This window comes from Vibrio crassostreae (genome assembly GCF_041439375.1).
Classification (GTDB): Bacteria; Pseudomonadota; Gammaproteobacteria; order Enterobacterales; family Vibrionaceae; genus Vibrio; species Vibrio crassostreae_D.
On the sequence record NZ_JBGONY010000020.1, the window covers coordinates 1 to 21,157 of the forward strand.

Consider the following 21,157-nt stretch of genomic DNA (forward strand, 5'->3'; position numbering starts at 1 on the left):
TAATCACCCATACTGGCCGTTTCTATCTGAGATCCAATTAGGAAACAAAGCCACTGTTAGGCATTCATTTGTAGCTTTGTGGTCTCAGTGCCATAGCAGATAAAAACATCACGAGCGGAGTAATTTTATACTCGTGAAAAGGTGGATCGAAAAACGACCAAAAGATCAAAATAAAAATAATAGGGAATACAAAACCTAGACTTTGACGTGTATACACATTTTTATACGATTTAAATAGTATAAAAAGGTAGAAAATATAGTTAAAAATAACCCCCACTAAACCATATCGAACAAACCAAACGGTTTGGCTACTATCAGGGTTTCTCAAAGTTAAATCATGTGCATATGGGTGTGAGAATTTTTCAATCCATTCTTTTGGGGTACCAGTGCCAATGAGTATTCTAATCCAATCGTTTGATAGAAACTCTACCGCCCATAATTTAAGCACCATTCGGTGCCCAAGGGTTGATATCTTGCCATGTGACAAGTCAATACCACGCGTAAAGGTTTCGATAATATCATCCGAAAAGAAAATGAATATATTTGCAATTGCTATTAATACAACGATTGAAGTAAATATTGTAAAGTACTTATCCCTTAGAATGAAATTCAAAAAAATAATATATATAATCAGAAATATAATTGATATTCTCGAAAAAGTAACAATTAACGAAGGCAATAACAATAATGCGCTTATCATATATACCATCTTATTTTTTGAATAAAAAAACTGATGGGTACATATAAACAACAAAATTGCAACAAATATTCCTTGCTTGCCTGGTTGACCTACAATTGCAAAAGATCGAAACTGAGCGTAGCCTTTAGAGTACGTAACAGCAGAACCATAAAGCTCTGAGATTGTCAAAAATGGTTCAACACCCAACCAAGAAATAAAACCAAAAAGGAAACAAAACAGTGCTAAAATTAATATCGCTCTAGATAGTAAATAATCTATTTTAGCATAGGTTATACAGTTTAAAACCGATATAAAAAAAACAAGCAGTGATATTTGATAAACAATCCTAATAACTTCTAATATCTCAACATATTCTAAAGTTGCAGGTGTAAACATAACATTATATGCATTAGAAATAAAAAACAAAATCACCAATAAGAACAGCACACAGAATGCCAACCCTTGACTATTTGAAAACTTGTGTGTCAGTTTTTTTTGTAAAAAAAGTATAAATAAAGATAGCAGTATTACTGACTCAAAAGCAATCACTACAAACTTTGACTTTGATGCCATATAGGGGATTACTGGAAAAAGTAGAACAATAAAAAATAGAGTTCCGATAACATTATCTTTCGTCATAATCTATTCCTAAAAAAATAACAACTGAGAGAATAAATAATTGCCATCAATATTTGCACCACTCCAAAATACATATAAAAATTTGTTTTTTCAATCATGAAACTTTCAATAAAATATATAGACAAAACTGAAATGACCATAAAGAATGCCATTAAATAAACTTTGGACCTAAACTCTAAAAATTTCTGACATATCATCGATACCTGCCAAAAATAACCAACAAATGAGTATACAATCACTAAAAGTATTTCTGATACATCTTTTATTTCCTTACCGAGATATACAAATGTATATAAGTAACAAGCCGCGGCAGCTAAAAAGGATAACGGTATTCCAAACAAGGATATTAATTTTAATTTTGATATTATGAAACTATCAATATCTTCAATTTTTACGCCATCATTTTTAAGTTTAAAGCCATGTGATAGTAACGCCATGACAACTGGACTAATTAACAACCCATATATTCTATTACAAAAGTCTAGCATTATAAAATATAGACCGCTAACTTCAGAATCAAGCCTATACGATAATAACTCTCTATCTATTACTGGGATAATTAAAAAGGCTCCGAACCATAATGATATACCAGAGCCATATTTAAAGAAAAATCTTATATGACCTAAATTAAAATAAAATTTTAATTTAATATCATCTTTACTTAAAAAGTAAATAAACAAAACGCTTGTTATTGAGAATGACAAAACCCAAGGCAAGAATGGTGATTCATATACATATATTAAACAAACAAAAGACAAAAGAAGTGATACTGAACGAGTAATTTCAACTAACGCAACCTTCTGAGCCTGCATACTAGCTTGTAGATGAACGATAAAAAACAAATTAATCCCATAAAGCATCACAAAAAGTAAATATGTTATTAAGTTTAAGTACCTGTCCAAGCTAAAACCGTAAAATGAAATAAACGACAATATTAAGAGTGTTAATATATTTACATTAAGAGCACTACCAAATATTACACTTTTTTCTTCTTTTCTCTGTTGATAGATTCTTATATAGGATTGATTAACCCAACCGACAGAAAATGGAACAATCATAAAAACATATGCTATAGTCGTAGAATAATCAGAGTAAACCTTATCACCATATAACACCATTACTAATGTAATAATTATAAAATTTGCTAATCCCATTGATGCTTTTGAAATTGCAAACCACAATGTATCTTTAAAAAAGCTCAATTTATATACCCAATAAAAATTAAGATGTAGATTAAATAATCTGAAATTATTATTTCATCACTCCCAATAGCACTCAGGGCAAGGAAAAATCATGAACATTCCCGTCAATAAAGGCCTGCCAAAACCTTAAAAAGGTACTCTGAACCCATCGCACACATCGCTCTTTTGTGATTCACACTCGCTTTTAGTGTCGTTTCACTCTTGAGCATATTTAAACACGCTTGCCTGATCCTTGTGAAATTTTCTGCACTTTCTTCCGCGCGTTTACGACTCGCATCTTCACCAAATGTGCTATCCAAACTCCAATGCATCGACTCAACTAACCAATGTGAACGCGTGGTATTTAACAATTATTTAGCATTTAAATCCTTCGAGCTGATGTAGTATTTCACCGCCACTTCTGACTCTTTAGCTACCGAATCTTCTTGCCTTATTGAAACCACAATACCCAAGCTTTTCAGAACCGACCACTCAAATTCAACATCACCTAAAACACTTAAATCTTTATTGGTCAATGCAAGCCTGGTTTCTTGTCTGTCACGTGATTTCTCTTGTATACTGTAAGAGTCACCAACGTGCTTTGGAGCATACTCATGTCGAAATAGTTATCGAGCACTTACTTTAAACGACCTTGATTACCTTTACAGCTAAAAGATAGTCTGCGTCTTTATCGAGTATCTTTTGACAACCCATCGCATCAATTGTGACTAAGCAGCCTGATATATCAAGCAGTTCAAGTAGTTTTGGAATGGTAGTGATCTCATTCGACTTCAGGTACACTTTTTGTTGTTCGAGGCTCACGCCATTTTCAGTGGTAAATACATTAACCATGTAGATTGCGCCGAGTCCGCGAGAGTCATCGTAAGAGCCTCTCACCGTTTTACCATCGATGGCAACCACCTCACCCTTGGTCAATTCACAGCAATCTTTCATCCATTCAATGAAGCACTTTTGTAGTCGAGTCGCATTAATCATTCCCATCGCTCTGGCTATCGTCGATGTTGATGGTACGCCATGACTAAAATCACCAAATCGTTTCAAGGCATCCAATTTAGCTTCACCGTAAAGGCTAATCGCTTTCCAGTCGTCTTGACCAGAAAGCACATCACAAATTGTTAACAGAATGATATCAGTTAACTTGTGTTCGACTTTGCCCTGTTGTCGCTAATCTGGAGTGACATCGAAATGCATAAATGGGTGCTGGTTACTCATCGTTGGACCTCCAATTTATCTATGGAGGTATTAGAAATACACTGAAAATGATCTACAGTTCATTGGTTGTGATGTGATAACGCTAACTAGTGAAATTCGAAAATTGAGAACTCACTACGCCACGAACCCTTTAAACTCCGGCATGTTCATGAATACTCCCTGCGACATTGCTGAATTATTAGACCGAGATCTACTCAAGAGACAGTCTCCAACCTGCATCTTCAAATTGAACGGGAATATTCAATGCGATTTATTTCTGGAATTTACTTACCACTTGAAGCTTTAGGTTACCAAATTCCTTTTGTATCTATTACAAATGAATCATTCAATTTTATTTTTTTAAACTGCTTATGATCTACAAGCATTACATGAATTTCTGTTTTTGTTAAAGACTCATCGATTGTCACTAATTCAATGTTATCGTACTTGAGTTCTTTTATGTTGGGCTCAATTGCTAATACTGGACCTGAGTGAAAATCTGCAATTTCCTTTGTGATCTCCAAAGCTGGGCTTTCACGTAAATCATCGATATCTGGTTTAAACACTAAACCATAACAAGCAATAGTGACATCTTGTGCAGTTTTAGTTGGGTTAGCTTGTAAAAATTCAGCGAGCGCAATTTTCACTTTATCAATTACCCATTCTGGCTTTTTATCGTTAACATCACGCGCAGTTTTAATTAATTTTGCTAACTCTGGTGTTTTGGAAACAATAAACCAAGGGTCAACTGCAATACAATGCCCACCTACGCCTGGGCCAGGTTGTAGAATATTGATACGAGGGTGGCGATTTGCTAGAGAAATCAACTCCCATACATCAATGCTTAATTCATCACAAATCATCGATAGCTCGTTCGCAAAAGCAATTTGCACATCACGACAACTGTTTTCGGTTAACTTTGCCATCTCTGCAGTGCGTGCATTGGTGATCACACAATCACCCATCACAAAGGTTTTATAAAGTTCTACACTTCGCTCTGAACAGCGCTTGCTCATACCGCCAATCACACGGTCATTTTGAACAAGCTCTGTTACCACATGGCCCGGTAAAACGCGCTCTGGGCAATGCGCCACATTAACATCCGCACTTTCGCCATGCGTTTGTGGGAATGTTAAATCAGAACGAACCTCACTCAACCACTCTGCCATTTGCTCAGTAGCACCTACAGGTGATGTCGACTCTAATATCACTAAGTCGCCTTTTTTAAGTACTGGTGCAATTGCTTTTGACGCCGCTTCGATATAACGAAGATCCGGCTTTGGAATATCACCTTCATTTTCAGTAGGAAGAAATGGGGTAGGAACTGCAATCAAAAAGGCATCCGCAGCTTCTGGAGTCGTAACGGCTTTTAAGTAACCTTGCTGTACAGCGGCGCTTACCAGCATATCGAGATCAGGTTCTACAATATGAATTTCACCACGGTTAATGGTATCAACCGCATGTTGATTGACATCAACACCAATCACTTTTTTCTTACGAGATGCAAACATAGCCGCTGTTGGTAGACCAATATAGCCTAAACCCACTACTGAGATGGTTTCAAAAGACATTCTTATTTCCTAAATTTTTATTATGCTAATTCGTTCAAAATTCTTTCACATGCTTTTCCATCACCGTAAGGGTTATGGGCAAAGCTCATTTTTTCGTACGCCTCTGTGTCCGTCAGTAATTCGTTCAAGTTGCTAACCATTATTTCTACATCAGTACCAACAAGTTTTACTGTACCAGCGCTAACTGCTTCAGGGCGTTCAGTCGTATCGCGCATAACCAAAACCGGCTTACCTAGTGAAGGAGCCTCTTCTTGAATGCCACCCGAGTCAGTTAAAATGATGTGCGCGCGGCTCATTAAGTAGATAAATGGCAGGTATTGCTGAGGTTCAATAAGGTGGATGTTATCAATGTCAGCAAGAATACGATTAACAGGTTCACGTACATTTGGATTAAGGTGCATTGGGTACAAGATTTGCGTATCCGGATGCGCTTTAGCCGTAATAGCAAGCGACTCACAAATACGCTCAAAACCACCACCAAAACTTTCACGACGATGACCGGTAACCAAAATTAACTTTTTGTGTTCATCTAAGAACGGGAATTGAGCAGAAAGCGTTGCGTTCAAACCTTTATCAGAATCAATTTTATCTTTTACCATCAATAGCGCATCAATCACTGTGTTGCCGGTAACACTGATATCATCAGGGTTGAAGTTTTCTCTTAGAAGATTCTCTTGTGAGGTAGTTGTCGGTGCAAAGTGATACTTGGTTAACGCGCCCGTTAAGCGACGGTTACCTTCTTCAGGCCACGGCGAGTAAATATTGCCCGTACGAAGGCCTGCTTCTACGTGACCTACAGCGATTTGCTCATAGTAAGCCGCTAGGCTTGCAGCAAATGTTGTTGCCGTATCGCCATGCACTAAAACCACATCAGGTTTGAATTCTTCTAGGACTGGTTTAATCTCTAACAAAATACGCGCCGTCACTTCGTTCAGCGTTTGACCGGCTTTCATTAAGTTCAAATCGTAGTCTGGCGTGATTTCAAACAGCTCTAATACTTGGTCAAGCATTTCACGGTGCTGCGCGGTAACACAGCACTTTGCTTCAAAGCGATCATCAGCTGCTAGAGCATGAACAAGAGGTGCCATTTTGATAGCTTCTGGACGTGTCCCAAAAACCGTAAGAATTTTTTTCTTAGTCATTTAAATGAAGTTTCCAACCGACAGGTGAAATTAAAGAAGTGATTTTTTTGTGAGTTTTTACCTCAGCAATGAAAACGTACTGAGACACTTTTCATTCATTTTGAGACAGGCTATTTTCGACAATCCCTTATAAAACCTAGATTTTTCTGTCTTTTTAAAAACCGCCCCAATAGGCCGCCAAAGCAGCTTTCAACCTTTCGGCTTACCGCACTTTTAAACTTGCTAGCCAGTCGCATTTGGGCACGCTACCGCCCTTAGGTTTGGCTCCTACAGGCAATGAATCACAATTTTTCATTATGTTTCAGGGTTTATGCGTTTTTCATACGGTTTTAATTTGCTGCGTAGTCTAGCAAATCAAGTGCATATTGACCAGTTTGCAATTTACCTCATTCTGACAAGTGCCTCACAAAGTATTGACCCAGCGGGAGCATTGTACGTCTTGTAGATACTGAGTCCCTATGTGGTAGCGGTTTTCTTGTGCTGCGTCGCAGTAGCGCTTTTCTATATCAATGAAAATATTGCCGTTGCGGTATAGCGAGACGAAGCTTGGGTTGTTGTTTACCGCCAATAACGCTTTAATCTCGGTGCGTGTTAACCCTTGTGGGTAGTAGCTAACCAGCAGTTTCAAGAACTCGCCAATGCGCCCTTCCACTCGCGCTATCTCTTTTTCTAAAATGGTGACTTTTTCTTCCGTTGTCAGTTTTTTTAGGCTGATATCGTCCATTTGCCCTCTCCCTAATTCTACTTTTGTATATTGACGTTTTTTGTCTGTATTCGCGCTTCGTCTGTGAAAAATCGAATGGTCACTTTTTAGAATCCGTGCAGGGCGATTTGGATTGAACTAGGGCCTTGATACGTGCTTCGAACGGATTGGTGGTACTTTTGGCTTGGTAGTCCGCTAGGGCCTGAGAGACAGGCGTGGGTTGTTTGGGATCCATGGGCTTGGCTGCCGGTTGGGTTTTAGCTTCCTTGGTCGATGTAAAAGCAGAAGTCCTTGCGGGTTTAGCCGCTCTTGTTTGATGGGAAAATGGCGATGAGTCTCGCTTCGCCTTGGCTTGGGCGCTTCTTCTTAGCCAGCCATTCACAAAGTGACCAATGTGCTCAAAGGGTTTGCGCTTATCGGGGTTGATGTACAGCCAGGCTTGCATGGCATGCAGTTCTTGCAACACATCTAACTTTGGGTAGGTGCGCTCTAATATGGTGGTGAACTCATGATAAATCGGCGCGCTGCCTTCTTTGGTGAGCAGATGAATCACAGCTTCGCTCTTGGTTTTGATTTCGGGTTTGGAGGTGAAGGGGGAGCTCTCATGTTGTTCAGAACAGATTGGGGGATCAAGAACATCGGCGTCATCTAAGAGGCCGTTTTTCAAGCTCAGCTCTGTTTTATGTTCTTTATGAAAGATTATGTGTGCCGGATGATCACTCTCCGTGCTGGATCTTGAGTCACCCTGGTAGGTGTCTGAATGGTCAGTTTGATCTAAACCTCTATCTGCTTGGCCTAAATCGGCCTGCTGAATGTGACTGTCGCTGGGTAGGCGCAGCTGATAGATATTGCTGCGCTGGCGTCCTGAATCGTCAAACCGCTTTATCCGCTTCACAAAGCCTTGCTTTTCGAGCTCGTTAACGTGTCGTTTCACGGTTCTTACCGACACTTCGCAATATTGCGCTAAGTAATTTAAGGATGGGAAACACACGCCGCGCGCGTCGGCGTTATCGGCCAATTTTAATAACACTAACTTGCTTATCGGCGAGCCGGTTTTTAATGGGATGAAAGAAAGAATTAGAGAAACACACATGCTTAACGCTCCTTGTTAATTAGTCATTCGTATAGAAATCCATTGATATACAGAGCATTAACAACACTTTTTGGCGCTTTAGGGGCGAAACGCCCATGAGATAAGTTGTAAGAAAAGATGTTTGGTTAAACGCCTCGGATAGATATGCAACATCAGCCTTATTGATCTGTAATTTTTCGAAGCATCTCTCACTTTTCTGCGTTCCTCTCTTTTCGTGCTATTCCCGCCAACCCCAATCAAGAATCTTCAAGTACATTGCCCTCCCCATGCAGCAATAAGGTGCTTAATGAAGGCGATAGTTTCTCTTTTTATTTCAGCGTATCAACCCGGTATGGCGAGCATCGAGTGCCGTGCTGATCCCCTCAATCCGTCGCGTCAGCTGTTATTTTTTAGTGATAGTGATGGGTCTGGCCAAGTACTGAGCTATGAAGCCGGCGGCTATAAAGAAAGCCAAATTGAAGGTTGTTATTTAAATGAGGATGAATGCGGTGACGTCCCCAGCTATGAGGATATTTGTTGGATGATCAGCCGAGCGCGGCGTAGCCAGCCACTGGGTTATTGCGTGATGTATTTACGTTATGTAAACCACCACTCTGGTTATGCCAAAACCGTAGCCGCCAGTTTGCGACAACACATCGCACTGCACCCTAATTTAAAAGAATCGTTATCAACGTCTTTAACCGCCTATTTACAACAACACGAGGATTTATTTTGTCAAACACTCCACCAGCAACTGATCGAGTTCCACACCAGCCGTTAGAGGCTTCTTTTTTGCCTGAGCAGGCTAGCAAGGTGGCGCTCATCCCTTCGTTAGAGCCTTGCTTATCTCCTGCTTCCTATTCTCTAAGCTTGGTTTCAGTTTTACTCCGCTTACCTTTTTGTCCGCCCTATTCCTTTATTACAGTGCATTGCAGCGCCACGCCGCCACAGCAAGATGTAGACGTAGCCGAGATTCGTCGATGGCATAAAAAGAGAGGCTGGCGCGATGTCGGGTATCACTTTGTTATTCGTCGCAATGGGGATGTCGAACTTGGCAGGCCGCTGTCGCAAACAGGCGCGCATGTGAAAGGGCACAACAAGGGCAATATTGGGGTTTGTATGGTCGGTGGCTGTAATGCCGAGCTGCAACCAGAAGATAACTTCACACTTGCGCAGCGCAAGGCGCTGTTTGGTTTGATGGCCGCACTACAAGAGCAGTTCTTGATTCCAGATGAGAATGTTAAGGGGCATAAAGATTGGGGCGTGAATAAGGCGTGTCCTGTTTTGAAGATAAGAGCAGATACGGGATGCGAGTAAACGGGATGCGAAGAGACTAAGAGCAGATGCGGGATTCGAGTAAGCGGGATGCGAAAAGCAGGAAGAGCAGATGCGGGATTCGAGTAAGCGAGATGCGAAAAGCTAAAAGAGCAGATGCGGGATTCGAGTAAACGAGATGCGAAAGGCTTAAGAGCGGGAGTGACGAGAAAGGCGGTATATAGCCATCAATAAACCAAGGAGAAGCATGACATTGTTCGGAAGAATATTTGGGAGCCAGTCTTCCATTAACAAAGGGTTAGATGCACTCACCAACACAGGAGATGCGATGTTTTTTACTGATGAAGAAAAAGCGAAGCACAAGCTGGCACTGCTTAAAGCGTATGAACCTTTTAAGTTGGTACAGCGCTACATTGTGTTGTTGTTCACCATTCCTTATGTGGCATTGCATGTGATGGTGATTCTAGGTTGTATGCACGGCTACGATTGGAAACCCTTGGGGGAAATGACCAATGAAGCGTTTGGTTATCCGGTGTTAGCGGCGATTGGATTGTATTTGACGGGTGGCGTGGTTAAAAAGTAGAAGAGCAGATGCGGGTAGCGGGTATCGAGATGCGAAGAGACTAAAAGCGGATACGGGTGACGGGTAAACGAGATTCGAAGAGACTAAAAGCGGATGCGAGTAACGGGTAAACGGGATTCGAAGAGCTAAAAGAGCAGATTCGAGTAGCGGGTAAACGAGTAACGAAGAGATGAAGAGCGGATGCGGGTGGCGAGTAAACGAATAGCGAGGAGCTAGAGGAGCAGATGCGGGTGACGGGTATCGAGATGCGAAGAGACTAAAAGCGGATGCGGGTAAACGAGTAGCGAGGAGATTAAGAGCGGATTCGAGTGGCGCTTTTCGTATCTCGCCACTCGAATCTCGTATCTGCCTTTCAGCTCTTTAGCTCTTTAGCTCTTTAGCTCTTATTTTTTCGATACTCGATAACTCGCATCCCGTTACTGCTCTTCGCTACTCGCATCCCGTATCTGCTTTAATTACTTCTTGTCGCTCGAATACGCGTAGTTGTAGTAACCGTAGCCGTATGAACTTGATGCTTTCTTCTCGATGGCGTTGAAGATAACGCCTTTCACTTCGATGCCTGATTGTTCGAAGCGGTTGCGGGCAACATCGATCTCTTTAATGGTGTTTTGGCCGTAACGCGCGACCATTAATGTGGTGCCAGCGAAGGCGCCGACAATGCTTGGGTCGGTTACCGCAAGCACTGGCGGGGTATCGACAATCACCAAGTCATACTCTTTTGATGCCCATTCCATTAGCTCTGCAAAGCGTGGGTGCATCAGCAGCTCAGATGGGTTGGGTGGTACTTGGCCGCGAGTAATAATATGTAGGTTTTCTACTGGTGTGGTTTTAACAGATTGAGCAAACTCTTGCTTGCTGCTTAATACATCAGAAAGGCCGTTGTCCCATTTCACACCAAAGCTTTGTTGTAGGTAGCCTTTACGCATATCGGCATCAATCAACAACACTTTCTGGCCTGTTTTTGCAGCTACTGCGGCAAAGTTGGTCGAGATAAAGGATTTACCAATACCCGGCGCAGGGCCAGAGATCATTAAGATGTTGTTTTTCGCTTCGAGCATTGCGAAATGCAAGCTAGTACGAAGGCCACGCAGTGCTTCAACCGAAAGGTCGGCAGGGTTCGATTCGGCAAGCAGTGCCTGAACGCCTTTTGTTTGTACTTTCTTCGATTTAAAGCGGTTGGTTAGCTCAATCTGTAAATCAGATTTTGGTACCGCGGCGTAAACCGGAAGGCCAATTTGTTCAATTTGGTCTGGGCTTTCCACACCACGGTGGAACGCTGCTTTTACCAATACAAACGCGACACTTAGCATGCCACCCAGTAGCGTGGCTAACACAACAATCAATGACTTCTTAGGTTTTACAGCGCGAGCATAAGCTTGAGCGTCATCTAAGATACGAACGTTACCGACGGTACCGGCTTTGATGATGCTTAGCTCTTGAACTTTGTTTAAAAGCTGAATGTAGATCTGTTGGTTTACTTCAACATCACGTGTCATACGCAGTACTTCACGTTGTGTTTTCGGCAGCTTTTGCACTTGCTTGTTTAAGCGCTCTTTCTCACCCAATAGCGTTTTACGCTTATCAAGTAGGGCTTTGTATGCTGGGTGATCTTTTGTGAAACGCTGGCTGATTTCACTCTCTTTAAACGTCAGTTCATTCAATTGCGCTTCAAGCTCGACCATTACCTTTAAGGTTGATTGTGCTTCTAAACCCAAGTCGATCGATTCGTTCTTTTGGCGGTAATTGTTCAGTACGTCTTCATAGCCAGTTAGCTCAGATTTAATGCCCGGAAGGTGACTTTCTAGAAAAGAGAGGCTCTTCTCTGCTTCTGCTGAGTTACGCTTCACGTTTTGTAAGAAGTAGATCTGACTAATGTGATTGAGGATTTCAGAGATCTGCTGCTTGTTTTCACCTTCAAAGCTCAGCTTCAAAATGCCAGTCTGCTTGCCTTGCTCAGACAATGATAAAGACTTCTTCAACCATTCGATCGCTTCTAGTCGGCTACGTTGACTAATAGAGAATTCAAAATCGTTATGTGATTCAAAACCTGCCACAAACAAGCTGTAGTCGTCGGCTGTTGCTAGCTCACCGACTTTGCCTTTTAAGATAACGCGCTCATCGTCACGAACCAGTTGGTAGGTACCCTGCTCAGCATCGAGAATCTGAATCGTGTGTGCGTAACCGCTCGCATAGCTTGACAAAGTAAAGCGGCTCACTGCGATGTGGTTGATGTCGCCTGTTAAGCGAGCAAAGCCTTTGCCGACGATGGGTGCGTAGTTCGGTGATGTCACCGTCGTGAGGTTAAACTTATCAACCGTTTCGCCTAAGATCATACGAGACTTGATGATCTCCACTTCCGTTGTCGCAGAAGATTCTTGAGAGAACAACTCGCCCATGTCACCGACCATCGATGAAATGCCGCCAGAGCTCTTCTCTTCAATTTGAATTAGTGCATCGGCTTTGTATATCGGCGTTGAAAGCAGAGCAAACGCAATACCAAACACAGCAAAAGCGAATGTGGTCAGCATGATTAGCCATTTAGCGTCCAGCAGAATGCCAAGCAGTTTTCCTAAATCGATCTCATCAGAGTTATCTGTATGTGATTGCTGAGAGGGTTGTGTTGTCATTTGTTTGCTACTTCCTAAATTATTGCTATTTAAGAGACGATATATACGCTCCGCGTACTTCTCTTTTATATGATTCTGTTGGTGGCTATGCAACATAGCTTAACTGAAGATTTTCTCTATCAATTACAGCTTTTTTGCCCAAGCTTGTGCCGCTTCGTCAATCAGCTTATAAGCGTGTTCAAAGGCTTCACGGCTTTGACGATAAGGGTCAGGAATGTCTTTTTGGCCAATCCACTGACCGAACAGCATAGTTTTACCGCGTGCCTCTGGCGATATTTGAGTAAGCGCCTCCATATGGCCCTTCTCCATCACCAAGATCAAGTCATACTGCGCACAAAGCTGTGGTGTAACTTGCTGCGATTGGTGATTTTCAACATCGACCCCGTTTTCTGCAGCGATCAAAATCGCCGTGTCGTCTGCAGGTTTGCCGATTAAACGGCTTTTCTCGGCCGCGATACCGGCAGAGGCCACTTCTTTGTTAGGCAGCAAGTTTTGTAAAACTCGCTCTCCAGTCGGGGAACGACAAATGTTGCCCACGCATACGACCAAAATTTTATTAAACATAATTCACTTATAGCGTTAGTTTTTCGTAAACCGAATGCATTTTTAGACTGTACGTGCTTACAAACAAGATTTACTTCTAGATCTAAAAAATCAGGCCACACGTGAAGTGCGACCTGATTACTGTTCTATCTTAGCCTAAGGCCAATTACGAACACGTAGCGCACCTTCGGTTAAATTATTAAATCCGCTGATGGTTGGAAGCAACTGCCCCACTACACGGTTCCAACGGCTGATTGGCGCGGCGGTAACATAAACAATGTCATAAGGTTTTAAATCAAACTCGGTGCCAATCACCAATGCTGACGCATCTTCAATATTGAGTTGGTAGATATCTGCCATACGTTCGGATTTATCATCAGAAGTTCGAATCACAAATACGCCGGTTGCATCCGCTGTCAGTTCATTTATTCCACCGACATTACTGAGCGCTTCCGTCAAGCTCATTCCTACGCGATCAATCTTTAATAACTTGGGCTCTTTCACTTCACCCATCACAAACACTTTCTGATTGTCGTTACGAGGTACGTGGACAATATCACCGGCTTGCAGTAAGCGGTTTTGCGTTAAGTCACCACGTTGCATCAAGCCGTAAAGCGAAAGGTTCTCTTCCACGCCATTACGGGTTAATGAAACGTTACGCCAATCAGCATCTTCAGACAAACCACCAGAGCGGTTCACGGCATCCAGTAATGTTAGTGGGATATTAGTGATTGGCTGCTGGCCAGGTTTAGACACTTCGCCAGTAATGTAGGTTTTCTTAGAACGGAAAGCCGCTACGTTCACATCAACTTGCGGGCTTTCGATGTATTTCGCCAAGCGTTCCGCTATATCAGAACGAATTTCACGGACCGTTTTTCCTGCCACTTCGACTGTACCAATGTACGGGTAGAAGATGGTGCCGTCAGCATGAACCCAGTTACCGGCTTCGGTACTACTACGGTAAGAGCCCGCAGGAATCGTCAATTCAGGGTGATCCCAGATCGTGATATTTAAGATATCGCCCACGCCGACTTTGTATTCATACTTTGCGATGTCTAGGTCGAGTTCAGGGTTGGCTTGTGACACCGACAATGTATCCGTCTGGTAAGTCGATACTAGCTGCGCCGTCAGCGGATACACATTCACCACTTCAGAGATATCAGACTCTTGCTGCTCCTCAGAAGGTTGAATCACATTCTTACCACCGGTAGACAGGTGAGTACCTGGAGTCGTACACCCTACAAGCAATGCAGGTATAAGCGCGAAAAGGAGACGATTTTTATTGATCTTCATGTTAACCAAGTAATAGAGGTGGAATGTGTTGTGATACCCAAAAGGACACCAAAGGAAGTTAAGCGCGTAATTTTATCAGCTATGCAGCTTAAAATAGTGCTTACGTGAACAAATAATAAGATCTAACTCTCATTTATCATCGAAAAATCAAGATGCTACCGCCCCTTGATCGTCCGCAACACCACACTGCGTAGTTATCCCCAAACGCAGCAAAAACGATGCTTGCATCCGGTCATTTTAATCCGTAAACATTATCCACAAATTGTGGTTATTATCAACCTAGTTGAATGGTTTTAAGGGTTAAGAGCAGATGCGGGATGCGAGTGAACGAGATGCGAAGAGCTTAAGAGCTTAAGAGCAGATGCGGGATTCTAAAGAGCAGTATCGAGATGCGGGTAAACGGGATTCGAGTGAACGAAGAGCTAAGAGCAAGAGCAAAAAAAGAGCCAACACATGAGGTGCTGGCTCTTAGATTTAAATGTTACGCTAAATTATTTTACTGCTTCTAAGTATTTTAGGTAAGCATTGCGTAAGCGCTGTCGGTTTTCATAGTAATAGCTCGCACCTATACGGTTACGGTTGAAGTACTGTCTTTCAATATTGTGTTGTAATCCAGTATCGACACCTAAGCCTTCACCTAAATTATTGTGAGTTTCACCAACACGAGTTTGAAGTGCATAAACAAACTGGTCGATACCACGTAATTGAACGTAGTCAGGGCTCATATCACGCCATAGTGTCAGCGGAATCGCGATAGAAAGCGTCACAAAATCTTCGGCTTCATTGCTGCCTACCGCTTTTGTGGTCTGGTATGACGCATCAACTCTTACATCACCCAACCAGTGGCTGGTGGTCACACGTACCCCTTCATCGCCTTTCCAGAATTGACCGGCTTGCACTTTACCTTGCCAATTCCAGTCCGGTCTTGAGTAGGTGTAGTGCCCAATCATCGGGGTCGCATCTAAGATTGCATTCCCTTTTGAGTCGTACTCGTCTTGAGCAGAAAAGTTGGCGAATTCGGAACCCAGAATATGTCGGCCGCTGTTGCTCGCATACTGTGTTTCATTCAAAAAGCCCAAAAAGTTTCCGTAAACTTGTCCGAATGAGAATTGAGTAGTGAGGTTGTAAGGTAGTTGGAATGCTTGGTGGAAAAGAACCCTATCGACTTCATTTTCAAAGGCATTATCACCCCAAATTTCGCCCTCTTCAAAGTCGTCACTCTCTGCCAATGGCATGACGTGTCGTACGTCCAACGCAGCACCTTTCCACAAAGGTGTGTACAAGTTAGTCGCTAGTGCTAGCGAGTAATCAAATACACCGTACTCTGTGGCAGTATTGTGATACAAAGCAGGAGACACAATCACCTGTGTGCGACCAAAGCCAGAACGAGAAACCTCTTCACTAAAGTTCGCTTTAGCATAGCTCTTTTTCACATCAGAAGTTCGCACAAGAAGGGTTTTACAAGGCTCGCCTGTTTTAACAAATTCACGGTAACATGGGGCACTAGTGATCACTTCCATCATCGGGATGTCATTCACCAAGTTAAACAAGCGAATGTTTTGTTGTTGGTAATTTTTAACCCCGAGGTCTTGAAGCATACCTTCACCCACGTAGGAAGAAATAATACCCAAGGCAACACCCACACCATCTACCTGGTTACGGTTGTAGCGTCGGTTTTCCAGTGCGACGTTTAAGCCAATATCATCCGCTGAGATTCTCACATTAAGAAAGCCTTCATCAACCAGGGCTTTTTTAAGTTGAACCATACCGGCAAATTTATGATGCGCTTGTTCTACTGCGATCTTGTCTTCCAGCGTCAGCTCATTCACTCGGCGAGACTCAGAGAAGCCCATTAGAGGAGTAGATGCGGCCACAGACCAAATATCTATATCGGCATTACCACTAGTATAAAACTGATATTGGAAAGATAACTGCGTATCCAGTGGCAAGTAGTTTTCTGGTGTAAACACCTTTAAACCCGCATTAAACTGATGAGAGTCGTGCTCTGCAATCAGCTGCACAAAATCCAGTGGCTGATATTCTAAGCTGGCAAAAGGCCCGTTCAGAACGCCATGGCTCACTTCTGATGTACCGTAACCCGCACTAAACCTTGCAGGTACAAAGTCAGGCTCAAAGTCAGCTACCGCATAGTAGGTTTCAAAGTTGCTGGCCGCGCCACCTAAATCTTGAACGCCTATAGCAAAATCAAACCCTGTCCAATCTTTAACGAAAGGAAGCTGGTATTTAAACGATGCCGACAAGTCACGAATACCGTTGCCACAATTCGGGTTGTAGTTTGGTACGTTTGGATAAAGGTGACAGTCATAAGTTTTTGTGACAATTCTGCCTGCCGCTTCAAAGCCATCAAATAAACCAACGCTAAATAATATGTTATCTAACTCACTGGTTTTCCCTCTATATGGCACGCCTTGGCCATAGAGGTAAGAGATGTCGCCAGTGTCCATCACTTGAGCATTAGGCACAATGATTGCACCGGTATAACTTTGGGACGACATCAAGTTATCGACAGCATAGGCGTTAGAAGCGATGGCTAATGCGCTAAGCGATGCTATGAGAGGTGCGCTTTTAGAATAACTGATTATTTTCATTGGGATACAATAGGTTTTAACCGTATTTGACAGTGACTATGTTAGATAGTGGCCGTGTTTATTAGTAGCAGTTTTTGATGGTGACTACGTTTAATGGCGACAGAGTTTGATAGTGACTATGCTTAATTGTGACTATGTTGATAGTAACAGCATGTAAAAAAGGCACCGAGTGGTGCCTTTTATTAATGATACTTAAATTAGCCGCCAGTACCACCGCCGTTACCGCCACCGCCAGTACCGCCAGTACCGCCAGTACCACCAGTTGGTGGGTTAGTGCCATCATCTGGGTTTGGAACAGGTTCAGCTTTTTTAGGCGGCGGAAGATCATCCACAGGAGCGGTAGGGTCTGCAACTGCTTTTTCAATTAAGGTCGGGTCTTCCGTTAGATCCAAGTAAATTGTGTCGCCATTCGTTGCAACCGGGTAGTTAGGGTTCTCAGAAATAACTTTCTTTGTGATCGAGTCTGTCGCTGCAGCCAGTTCATTAGCTGTTGCGTTAGGGCTTACCACAAGTACGTCTGATAGTACCGCTGCTGTTGCTGACACTAGGCTAGCTTCAGATGCAGGAAGAGTCTTAATTACGTCTTCAGTACGACGCAGTAAGTCAGCCACACTGCTAATGCTACCGTTGTTCAGCAAGCTATCTAAGCCAAGATCTTTCAGTACTTGAATACCTGTAGCTTCATTGTATGCTGCACCATCTAGCTCTTTCTCAATCAAAGTTGAGATTGGAGAAGAGGTGATAAGGTCATCGAGATTTGCTAAGCCTTTAGGGAACTTGTAGCTCACCTTGCTCATGTCTTTGCCGTTAGATACATCTTTGGCACCCTGTGTTGCGTTATATGTAAACGCACAAGTTTCAGGCTTGTTAAAAACGGTAAGCTCGGTGACTTCAGAAACACCATAAAAGTTAGTTGCCTTTAAAGTGCCCGTTGTTCCATCATCACAGCTGAATGTGCCTTTCATACCCATAACTGCAGGGTCGAATGCCATAATATTGCGGTACGCTTGCTCAGGTGGCACGCTGTTGTTGTTGTCACTGCCACAACCACCAAGGATTGCACCAACGACTGATAACGCTAAAATTTTATATTTCACAATTTATCCCTACAAATGATTAAAAGCTATGAGACAAGGCAACATTAAATGAATCGATGTTAACACCACCAATACCATCATAGAATTGATACTCTAAGCCAATCTTCATTGATGGTGTAATCGAGTATTCAGAACCGAAAGCGATTGTTGGAATCACGCCAGAATCATCAGATTCCACGCCAGGGCCGTTTGCGTTCCAGTCATAAATAGCGAAGCCACCTTTAGCATATAACGCTAGACTATCGTTTATGTTACCAGAGGCTTTAAGTAGCACGTCAAAGGTGCTTGCATCGTAACTACCACCGGCAATATCTTTAAGGTTATATTCACCAAGATAGTTGTAGCTGCCTTCTATAGACAAGGTGTCCAATAATTGATAACCCACAAACAAACCGTAAGATGTGTCTGAGTCGTCAATAGCCGTACGGCTCTCTACTAATGGTGCAAAGTTATCGGCAGTTACACTACCTACTTTAGCGCCCACGTATAGATTTTCAGCTCCAACAGCTGTTGCTGATAGCAACAACAAAGGTGAAACCCTAGCTAACCACTGCATTTTCATATAATTATATCTTCCATATTTCAAACTGAACTGAGGCTGATTTTCCTAGCAAATCTAAGCGATAGTCTAATCAGTTTTTGTATGAAAGCCCAAAAAGCAGACACTCATACACGCCATTCCGTACCAAAGCTACTGACGCAATTGCACAATATTGCATGCTGAAGCTAGAAGCTACAGACAGGTCAATACTGTACTTTTTGAATTTCGCCAGATTTATCAATGTTGTTTAACAAGCACAAAGAACTTAAGAGTAGCTTGCTTTGTATGCAGCAAGCGAGCAGCTAGCATAATCTTTTCGTATGACACTACAAAAATGGTACTCAGAAGGTACCAACACCAGAAGATTGCTGCTTTGCTTTCAATATCCAACCAAAACCATCTAATCAATGATAGATAGCCTAAAAAGGAATTACTCTGATTAAACAACTAATTGAGCATTATGATAGGTAATTACCGCTATCAAGTAAATGTATAATTAATAAACGCACCACAACGATTCAAAAAAAAGTCAGGATTGCGTCAGAGAGAGGTGAAAGATAAGAAAGAAGGCAAATTAAACGCGGTCGCCCGAACCTTTACCTAATACTGTTTGAATTATGTATTGGAAGTATAGTTTAGTATCTAACGTGTTAATCATGCGTTGATCCCACTCGGCTAGTTTCTTAGGCGTAGACATATCAATGTCGTTAATCTGCGCCAAACCAGTAACACCAGGCCTAACAGCAAGGACACCTCTTGATTCTCTCTCATCGATGAGTTCCTGTTGGTTAAACAGACATGGTCTTGGACCAACTAAACTCATTTCACCTTTAAGTACGTTGTATAACTGAGGCAGTTCATCAAGCTTGGTTTTACGCAGGAATCCACCGAGCTTAGTCACTGAACTCGCTCCAACTAAATGAGTCGCTACAGACTTTGTATCCACTGGCATGGTTCGGAATTTGACTAAGGTGAATGGCTTTTTGTTACGTCCCACTCGAGTTTGAAAAAAAACAGGAGAACCGGTATCAAAATAGCCGATGATGCAAATGACGAGAAATATTGGCCAAAGAAACAACAGACCAAAGAAAGCAAAAAAGAAATCTAACAAACGAATCAAAATGTATGCCTTAAATCTCTGATTAAACAAATATGATGAATGGCATAAGTGCCGTTAATTAATAAAGTGTATCTTACTCACTTACGAATATGAACGTAAGACTCCTCTTAAAGCATATCAATGCGACTTCAAGTAGGCATCCACCGTCTTTTTAATCCCTTCTTCAAAAGTTACGGGAGGTACCCATCCCAAGATCTCTTTCGTCAAACGAGTCTCAACCTGAAGGCTACCGCATATTCTCTGTGCAATGTGTTGTTTCTTTAATACTGAGGCTACCAATTGTATCCAGGACATTGGGATAGGTAAAAGCCTCGGTGTCTTATTCATTGATAAAGCGATAGTTTGCATTAATTGAGTAGTGGATACATCATGATTATCAGAAGCTAAGAACGTATGTCCGGGAGCTGAGGGGTGTTGACAACACGTCAGTATCAAGCTGCAGAGATTCTCTAGATAAACCAAACTTCTTTGGTTTTTTATAGCACCAAACGGTAACGGAATGCCTTTATCAATCAAACGCATCATTGATAGGAAGTTCGCTTTTACGCCAGGCCCGTAGACCAAAGGCGGTCTAATGATAACCACTTCTAACCCTGTATCTTTGGCAAGCTGCGCTAACTCAATCTCGGCTTCATACTTACTCAAGCCATAAGGGTCTTGCGGAGTATGATTTAAATCAGGCTCAAAGGGTGAGTCTAATTCACTCAATTCGCCGTTCACCTTAATCGAGCTAACAAAGACAAATCTCTTAACGCCTGCATCGGCGGCTTGCCTTGCTAGAGTTAACGTCCCCAGAGTATTAACTTCTCGATAAGCGGCTAAAGCATCTTGCTCACTTTCATTCATTTGATGTACTCGAGCAGCACAGTGAACAACACAATCCACACCGTCAAATGCACCAAACCAATCTGTACTCGAATCAATAGAAGAAACAGCAAAGCTCTTAACGGCTAAGTTATTAACAAACTGGCTATTAGGCTGTACTTGTGCCGCTTTTCGCACTACAGGCACAACTTCCCACTGACACTCTTGTGCTAACTTCGCAACGCGAGAGCCGACAAAACCCGTACTACCAGTGATTAATAATTTCATAACACAAAAAAGCTCTACATATTGAGTAAAAAATAAGCAGCATCAACAGCAAAACTACTGAGCAACACAGAACCATCAATTACGACTAGCTTACCGCACTTAAGAGCATTAAAATACCGACCCACTATAACTATAACTATAACTATAACTATAACTATAACTATAACTATAACTATAA

The 21,157-nt window shown here is 42.2% G+C and carries 17 protein-coding genes and 1 pseudogene; 3 read left to right on the plus strand and 15 right to left on the minus strand.

All coding sequences use genetic code 11. The features are described from left to right. Window positions 1-64 precede the first annotated feature (64 nt). The 7 genes and pseudogenes from ACED45_RS10545 to ACED45_RS10575 form a co-directional block, all read right to left on the minus strand. Complete coding sequence (locus tag ACED45_RS10545) at window positions 65-1,318, minus strand: hypothetical protein (RefSeq protein WP_371713967.1); 1,254 nt, start codon at window positions 1,316-1,318, stop codon at window positions 65-67. Then, window positions 1,315-2,520: a lipopolysaccharide biosynthesis protein gene (locus ACED45_RS10550; protein ID WP_371713968.1), complete on the minus strand. Its 1,206-nt coding sequence runs from the start codon at window positions 2,518-2,520 to the stop codon at window positions 1,315-1,317. The genes ACED45_RS10545 and ACED45_RS10550 overlap by 4 nt, the downstream gene beginning before the upstream one ends. 104 nt (window positions 2,521-2,624) lie before the next feature. Next, window positions 2,625-3,732 (minus strand): annotated as a pseudogene (locus ACED45_RS10555) (ISAs1 family transposase). A 287-nt stretch (window positions 3,733-4,019) separates the two neighbouring features. Beyond that, window positions 4,020-5,282 (minus strand): UDP-N-acetyl-D-mannosamine dehydrogenase, encoded by a 1,263-nt coding sequence (gene wecC, locus ACED45_RS10560; RefSeq protein WP_371713969.1) that lies wholly within the window; start codon window positions 5,280-5,282, stop codon window positions 4,020-4,022. A 20-nt stretch (window positions 5,283-5,302) separates the two neighbouring features. Next, entirely contained in the window at window positions 5,303-6,424 is a 1,122-nt protein-coding gene (gene wecB / locus ACED45_RS10565; RefSeq protein ID WP_371713970.1) for a non-hydrolyzing UDP-N-acetylglucosamine 2-epimerase, read from the minus strand. 403 nt (window positions 6,425-6,827) lie between these two features. Then, window positions 6,828-7,148 carry a hypothetical protein gene (locus ACED45_RS10570; RefSeq protein WP_371713971.1) on the minus strand — a complete coding sequence of 107 codons (321 nt, stop codon included), beginning with the start codon at window positions 7,146-7,148 and terminating at the stop codon, window positions 6,828-6,830. Window positions 7,149-7,227: 79 nt separating this feature from the next. Beyond that, complete coding sequence (locus tag ACED45_RS10575) at window positions 7,228-8,220, minus strand: helix-turn-helix domain-containing protein (RefSeq protein WP_371713972.1); 993 nt, start codon at window positions 8,218-8,220, stop codon at window positions 7,228-7,230. 286 nt (window positions 8,221-8,506) lie between these two features. Between ACED45_RS10575 and ACED45_RS10580 the strand changes: the two genes are divergently transcribed. From ACED45_RS10580 to ACED45_RS10590, 3 genes are all read left to right on the plus strand, one after another. Next, the gene (locus ACED45_RS10580) at window positions 8,507-8,980 is read left to right on the plus strand and encodes a hypothetical protein (protein WP_371713973.1); all 474 of its coding nucleotides are present in this window, start codon (window positions 8,507-8,509) and stop codon (window positions 8,978-8,980) included. Window positions 8,981-8,991: 11 nt separating this feature from the next. After that, the gene (locus tag ACED45_RS10585; RefSeq protein WP_371714014.1) at window positions 8,992-9,516 is read left to right on the plus strand and encodes an N-acetylmuramoyl-L-alanine amidase; all 525 of its coding nucleotides are present in this window, start codon (window positions 8,992-8,994) and stop codon (window positions 9,514-9,516) included. Between the two features lie 205 nt (window positions 9,517-9,721). Further along, window positions 9,722-10,057, plus strand: a complete 336-nt coding sequence (locus ACED45_RS10590; protein ID WP_016784030.1) for a hypothetical protein — start codon at window positions 9,722-9,724, stop codon at window positions 10,055-10,057. A gap of 455 nt (window positions 10,058-10,512) precedes the next feature. Here ACED45_RS10590 and ACED45_RS10595 read toward each other — a convergent pair whose 3' ends face one another. The 8 genes from ACED45_RS10595 to ACED45_RS10630 all read right to left on the minus strand — a co-directional run bounded on the left by ACED45_RS10595 (window position 10,513) and on the right by ACED45_RS10630 (window position 20,979). Then, entirely contained in the window at window positions 10,513-12,684 is a 2,172-nt protein-coding gene (locus ACED45_RS10595; protein WP_371713974.1) for a polysaccharide biosynthesis tyrosine autokinase, read from the minus strand. 123 nt (window positions 12,685-12,807) lie between these two features. Further along, entirely contained in the window at window positions 12,808-13,248 is a 441-nt protein-coding gene (locus ACED45_RS10600) for a low molecular weight protein-tyrosine-phosphatase (RefSeq protein ID WP_048663167.1), read from the minus strand. 135 nt (window positions 13,249-13,383) lie between these two features. Next, window positions 13,384-14,520 carry a polysaccharide export protein gene (locus ACED45_RS10605; RefSeq protein WP_371713975.1) on the minus strand — a complete coding sequence of 379 codons (1,137 nt, stop codon included), beginning with the start codon at window positions 14,518-14,520 and terminating at the stop codon, window positions 13,384-13,386. Window positions 14,521-15,011: 491 nt separating this feature from the next. Beyond that, the gene (locus ACED45_RS10610; protein ID WP_371713976.1) at window positions 15,012-17,129 is read right to left on the minus strand and encodes a hypothetical protein; all 2,118 of its coding nucleotides are present in this window, start codon (window positions 17,127-17,129) and stop codon (window positions 15,012-15,014) included. Window positions 17,130-17,326: 197 nt separating this feature from the next. Then, complete coding sequence (locus ACED45_RS10615) at window positions 17,327-18,226, minus strand: serine/threonine protein kinase (protein ID WP_268663623.1); 900 nt, start codon at window positions 18,224-18,226, stop codon at window positions 17,327-17,329. Window positions 18,227-18,245: 19 nt separating this feature from the next. Continuing rightward, window positions 18,246-18,788: an outer membrane beta-barrel protein gene (locus ACED45_RS10620; RefSeq protein ID WP_108020244.1), complete on the minus strand. Its 543-nt coding sequence runs from the start codon at window positions 18,786-18,788 to the stop codon at window positions 18,246-18,248. 553 nt (window positions 18,789-19,341) lie between these two features. Then, window positions 19,342-19,890, minus strand: a complete 549-nt coding sequence (locus ACED45_RS10625; protein WP_132942419.1) for a sugar transferase — start codon at window positions 19,888-19,890, stop codon at window positions 19,342-19,344. 114 nt (window positions 19,891-20,004) lie between these two features. Beyond that, window positions 20,005-20,979, minus strand: a complete 975-nt coding sequence (locus ACED45_RS10630; RefSeq protein WP_371713977.1) for a UDP-glucose 4-epimerase family protein — start codon at window positions 20,977-20,979, stop codon at window positions 20,005-20,007. Window positions 20,980-21,157 lie beyond the last annotated feature (178 nt).

What these genes read in the sequence shown, in the direction of transcription:
- ACED45_RS10545 (WP_371713967.1), bottom strand. Translation starts at nt 1,318, where the DNA reads ATGACGAAAGATAATGTTATCGGAACTCTATTTTTTATTGTTCTACTT.
- ACED45_RS10580 (WP_371713973.1), top strand. Translation starts at nt 8,507, where the DNA reads ATGAAGGCGATAGTTTCTCTTTTTATTTCAGCGTATCAACCCGGTATG.
- ACED45_RS10605 (WP_371713975.1), bottom strand. Translation starts at nt 14,520, where the DNA reads ATGAAGATCAATAAAAATCGTCTCCTTTTCGCGCTTATACCTGCATTG.
- ACED45_RS10570 (WP_371713971.1), bottom strand. Translation starts at nt 7,148, where the DNA reads ATGGACGATATCAGCCTAAAAAAACTGACAACGGAAGAAAAAGTCACC.
- ACED45_RS10620 (WP_108020244.1), bottom strand. Translation starts at nt 18,788, where the DNA reads ATGAAAATGCAGTGGTTAGCTAGGGTTTCACCTTTGTTGTTGCTATCA.
- ACED45_RS10575 (WP_371713972.1), bottom strand. Translation starts at nt 8,220, where the DNA reads ATGTGTGTTTCTCTAATTCTTTCTTTCATCCCATTAAAAACCGGCTCG.
- ACED45_RS10600 (WP_048663167.1), bottom strand. Translation starts at nt 13,248, where the DNA reads ATGTTTAATAAAATTTTGGTCGTATGCGTGGGCAACATTTGTCGTTCC.
- ACED45_RS10630 (WP_371713977.1), bottom strand. Translation starts at nt 20,979, where the DNA reads ATGAAATTATTAATCACTGGTAGTACGGGTTTTGTCGGCTCTCGCGTT.
- ACED45_RS10595 (WP_371713974.1), bottom strand. Translation starts at nt 12,684, where the DNA reads ATGACAACACAACCCTCTCAGCAATCACATACAGATAACTCTGATGAG.
- wecC (WP_371713969.1), bottom strand. Translation starts at nt 5,282, where the DNA reads ATGTCTTTTGAAACCATCTCAGTAGTGGGTTTAGGCTATATTGGTCTA.
- ACED45_RS10590 (WP_016784030.1), top strand. Translation starts at nt 9,722, where the DNA reads ATGACATTGTTCGGAAGAATATTTGGGAGCCAGTCTTCCATTAACAAA.
- wecB (WP_371713970.1), bottom strand. Translation starts at nt 6,424, where the DNA reads ATGACTAAGAAAAAAATTCTTACGGTTTTTGGGACACGTCCAGAAGCT.
- ACED45_RS10610 (WP_371713976.1), bottom strand. Translation starts at nt 17,129, where the DNA reads ATGAAAATAATCAGTTATTCTAAAAGCGCACCTCTCATAGCATCGCTT.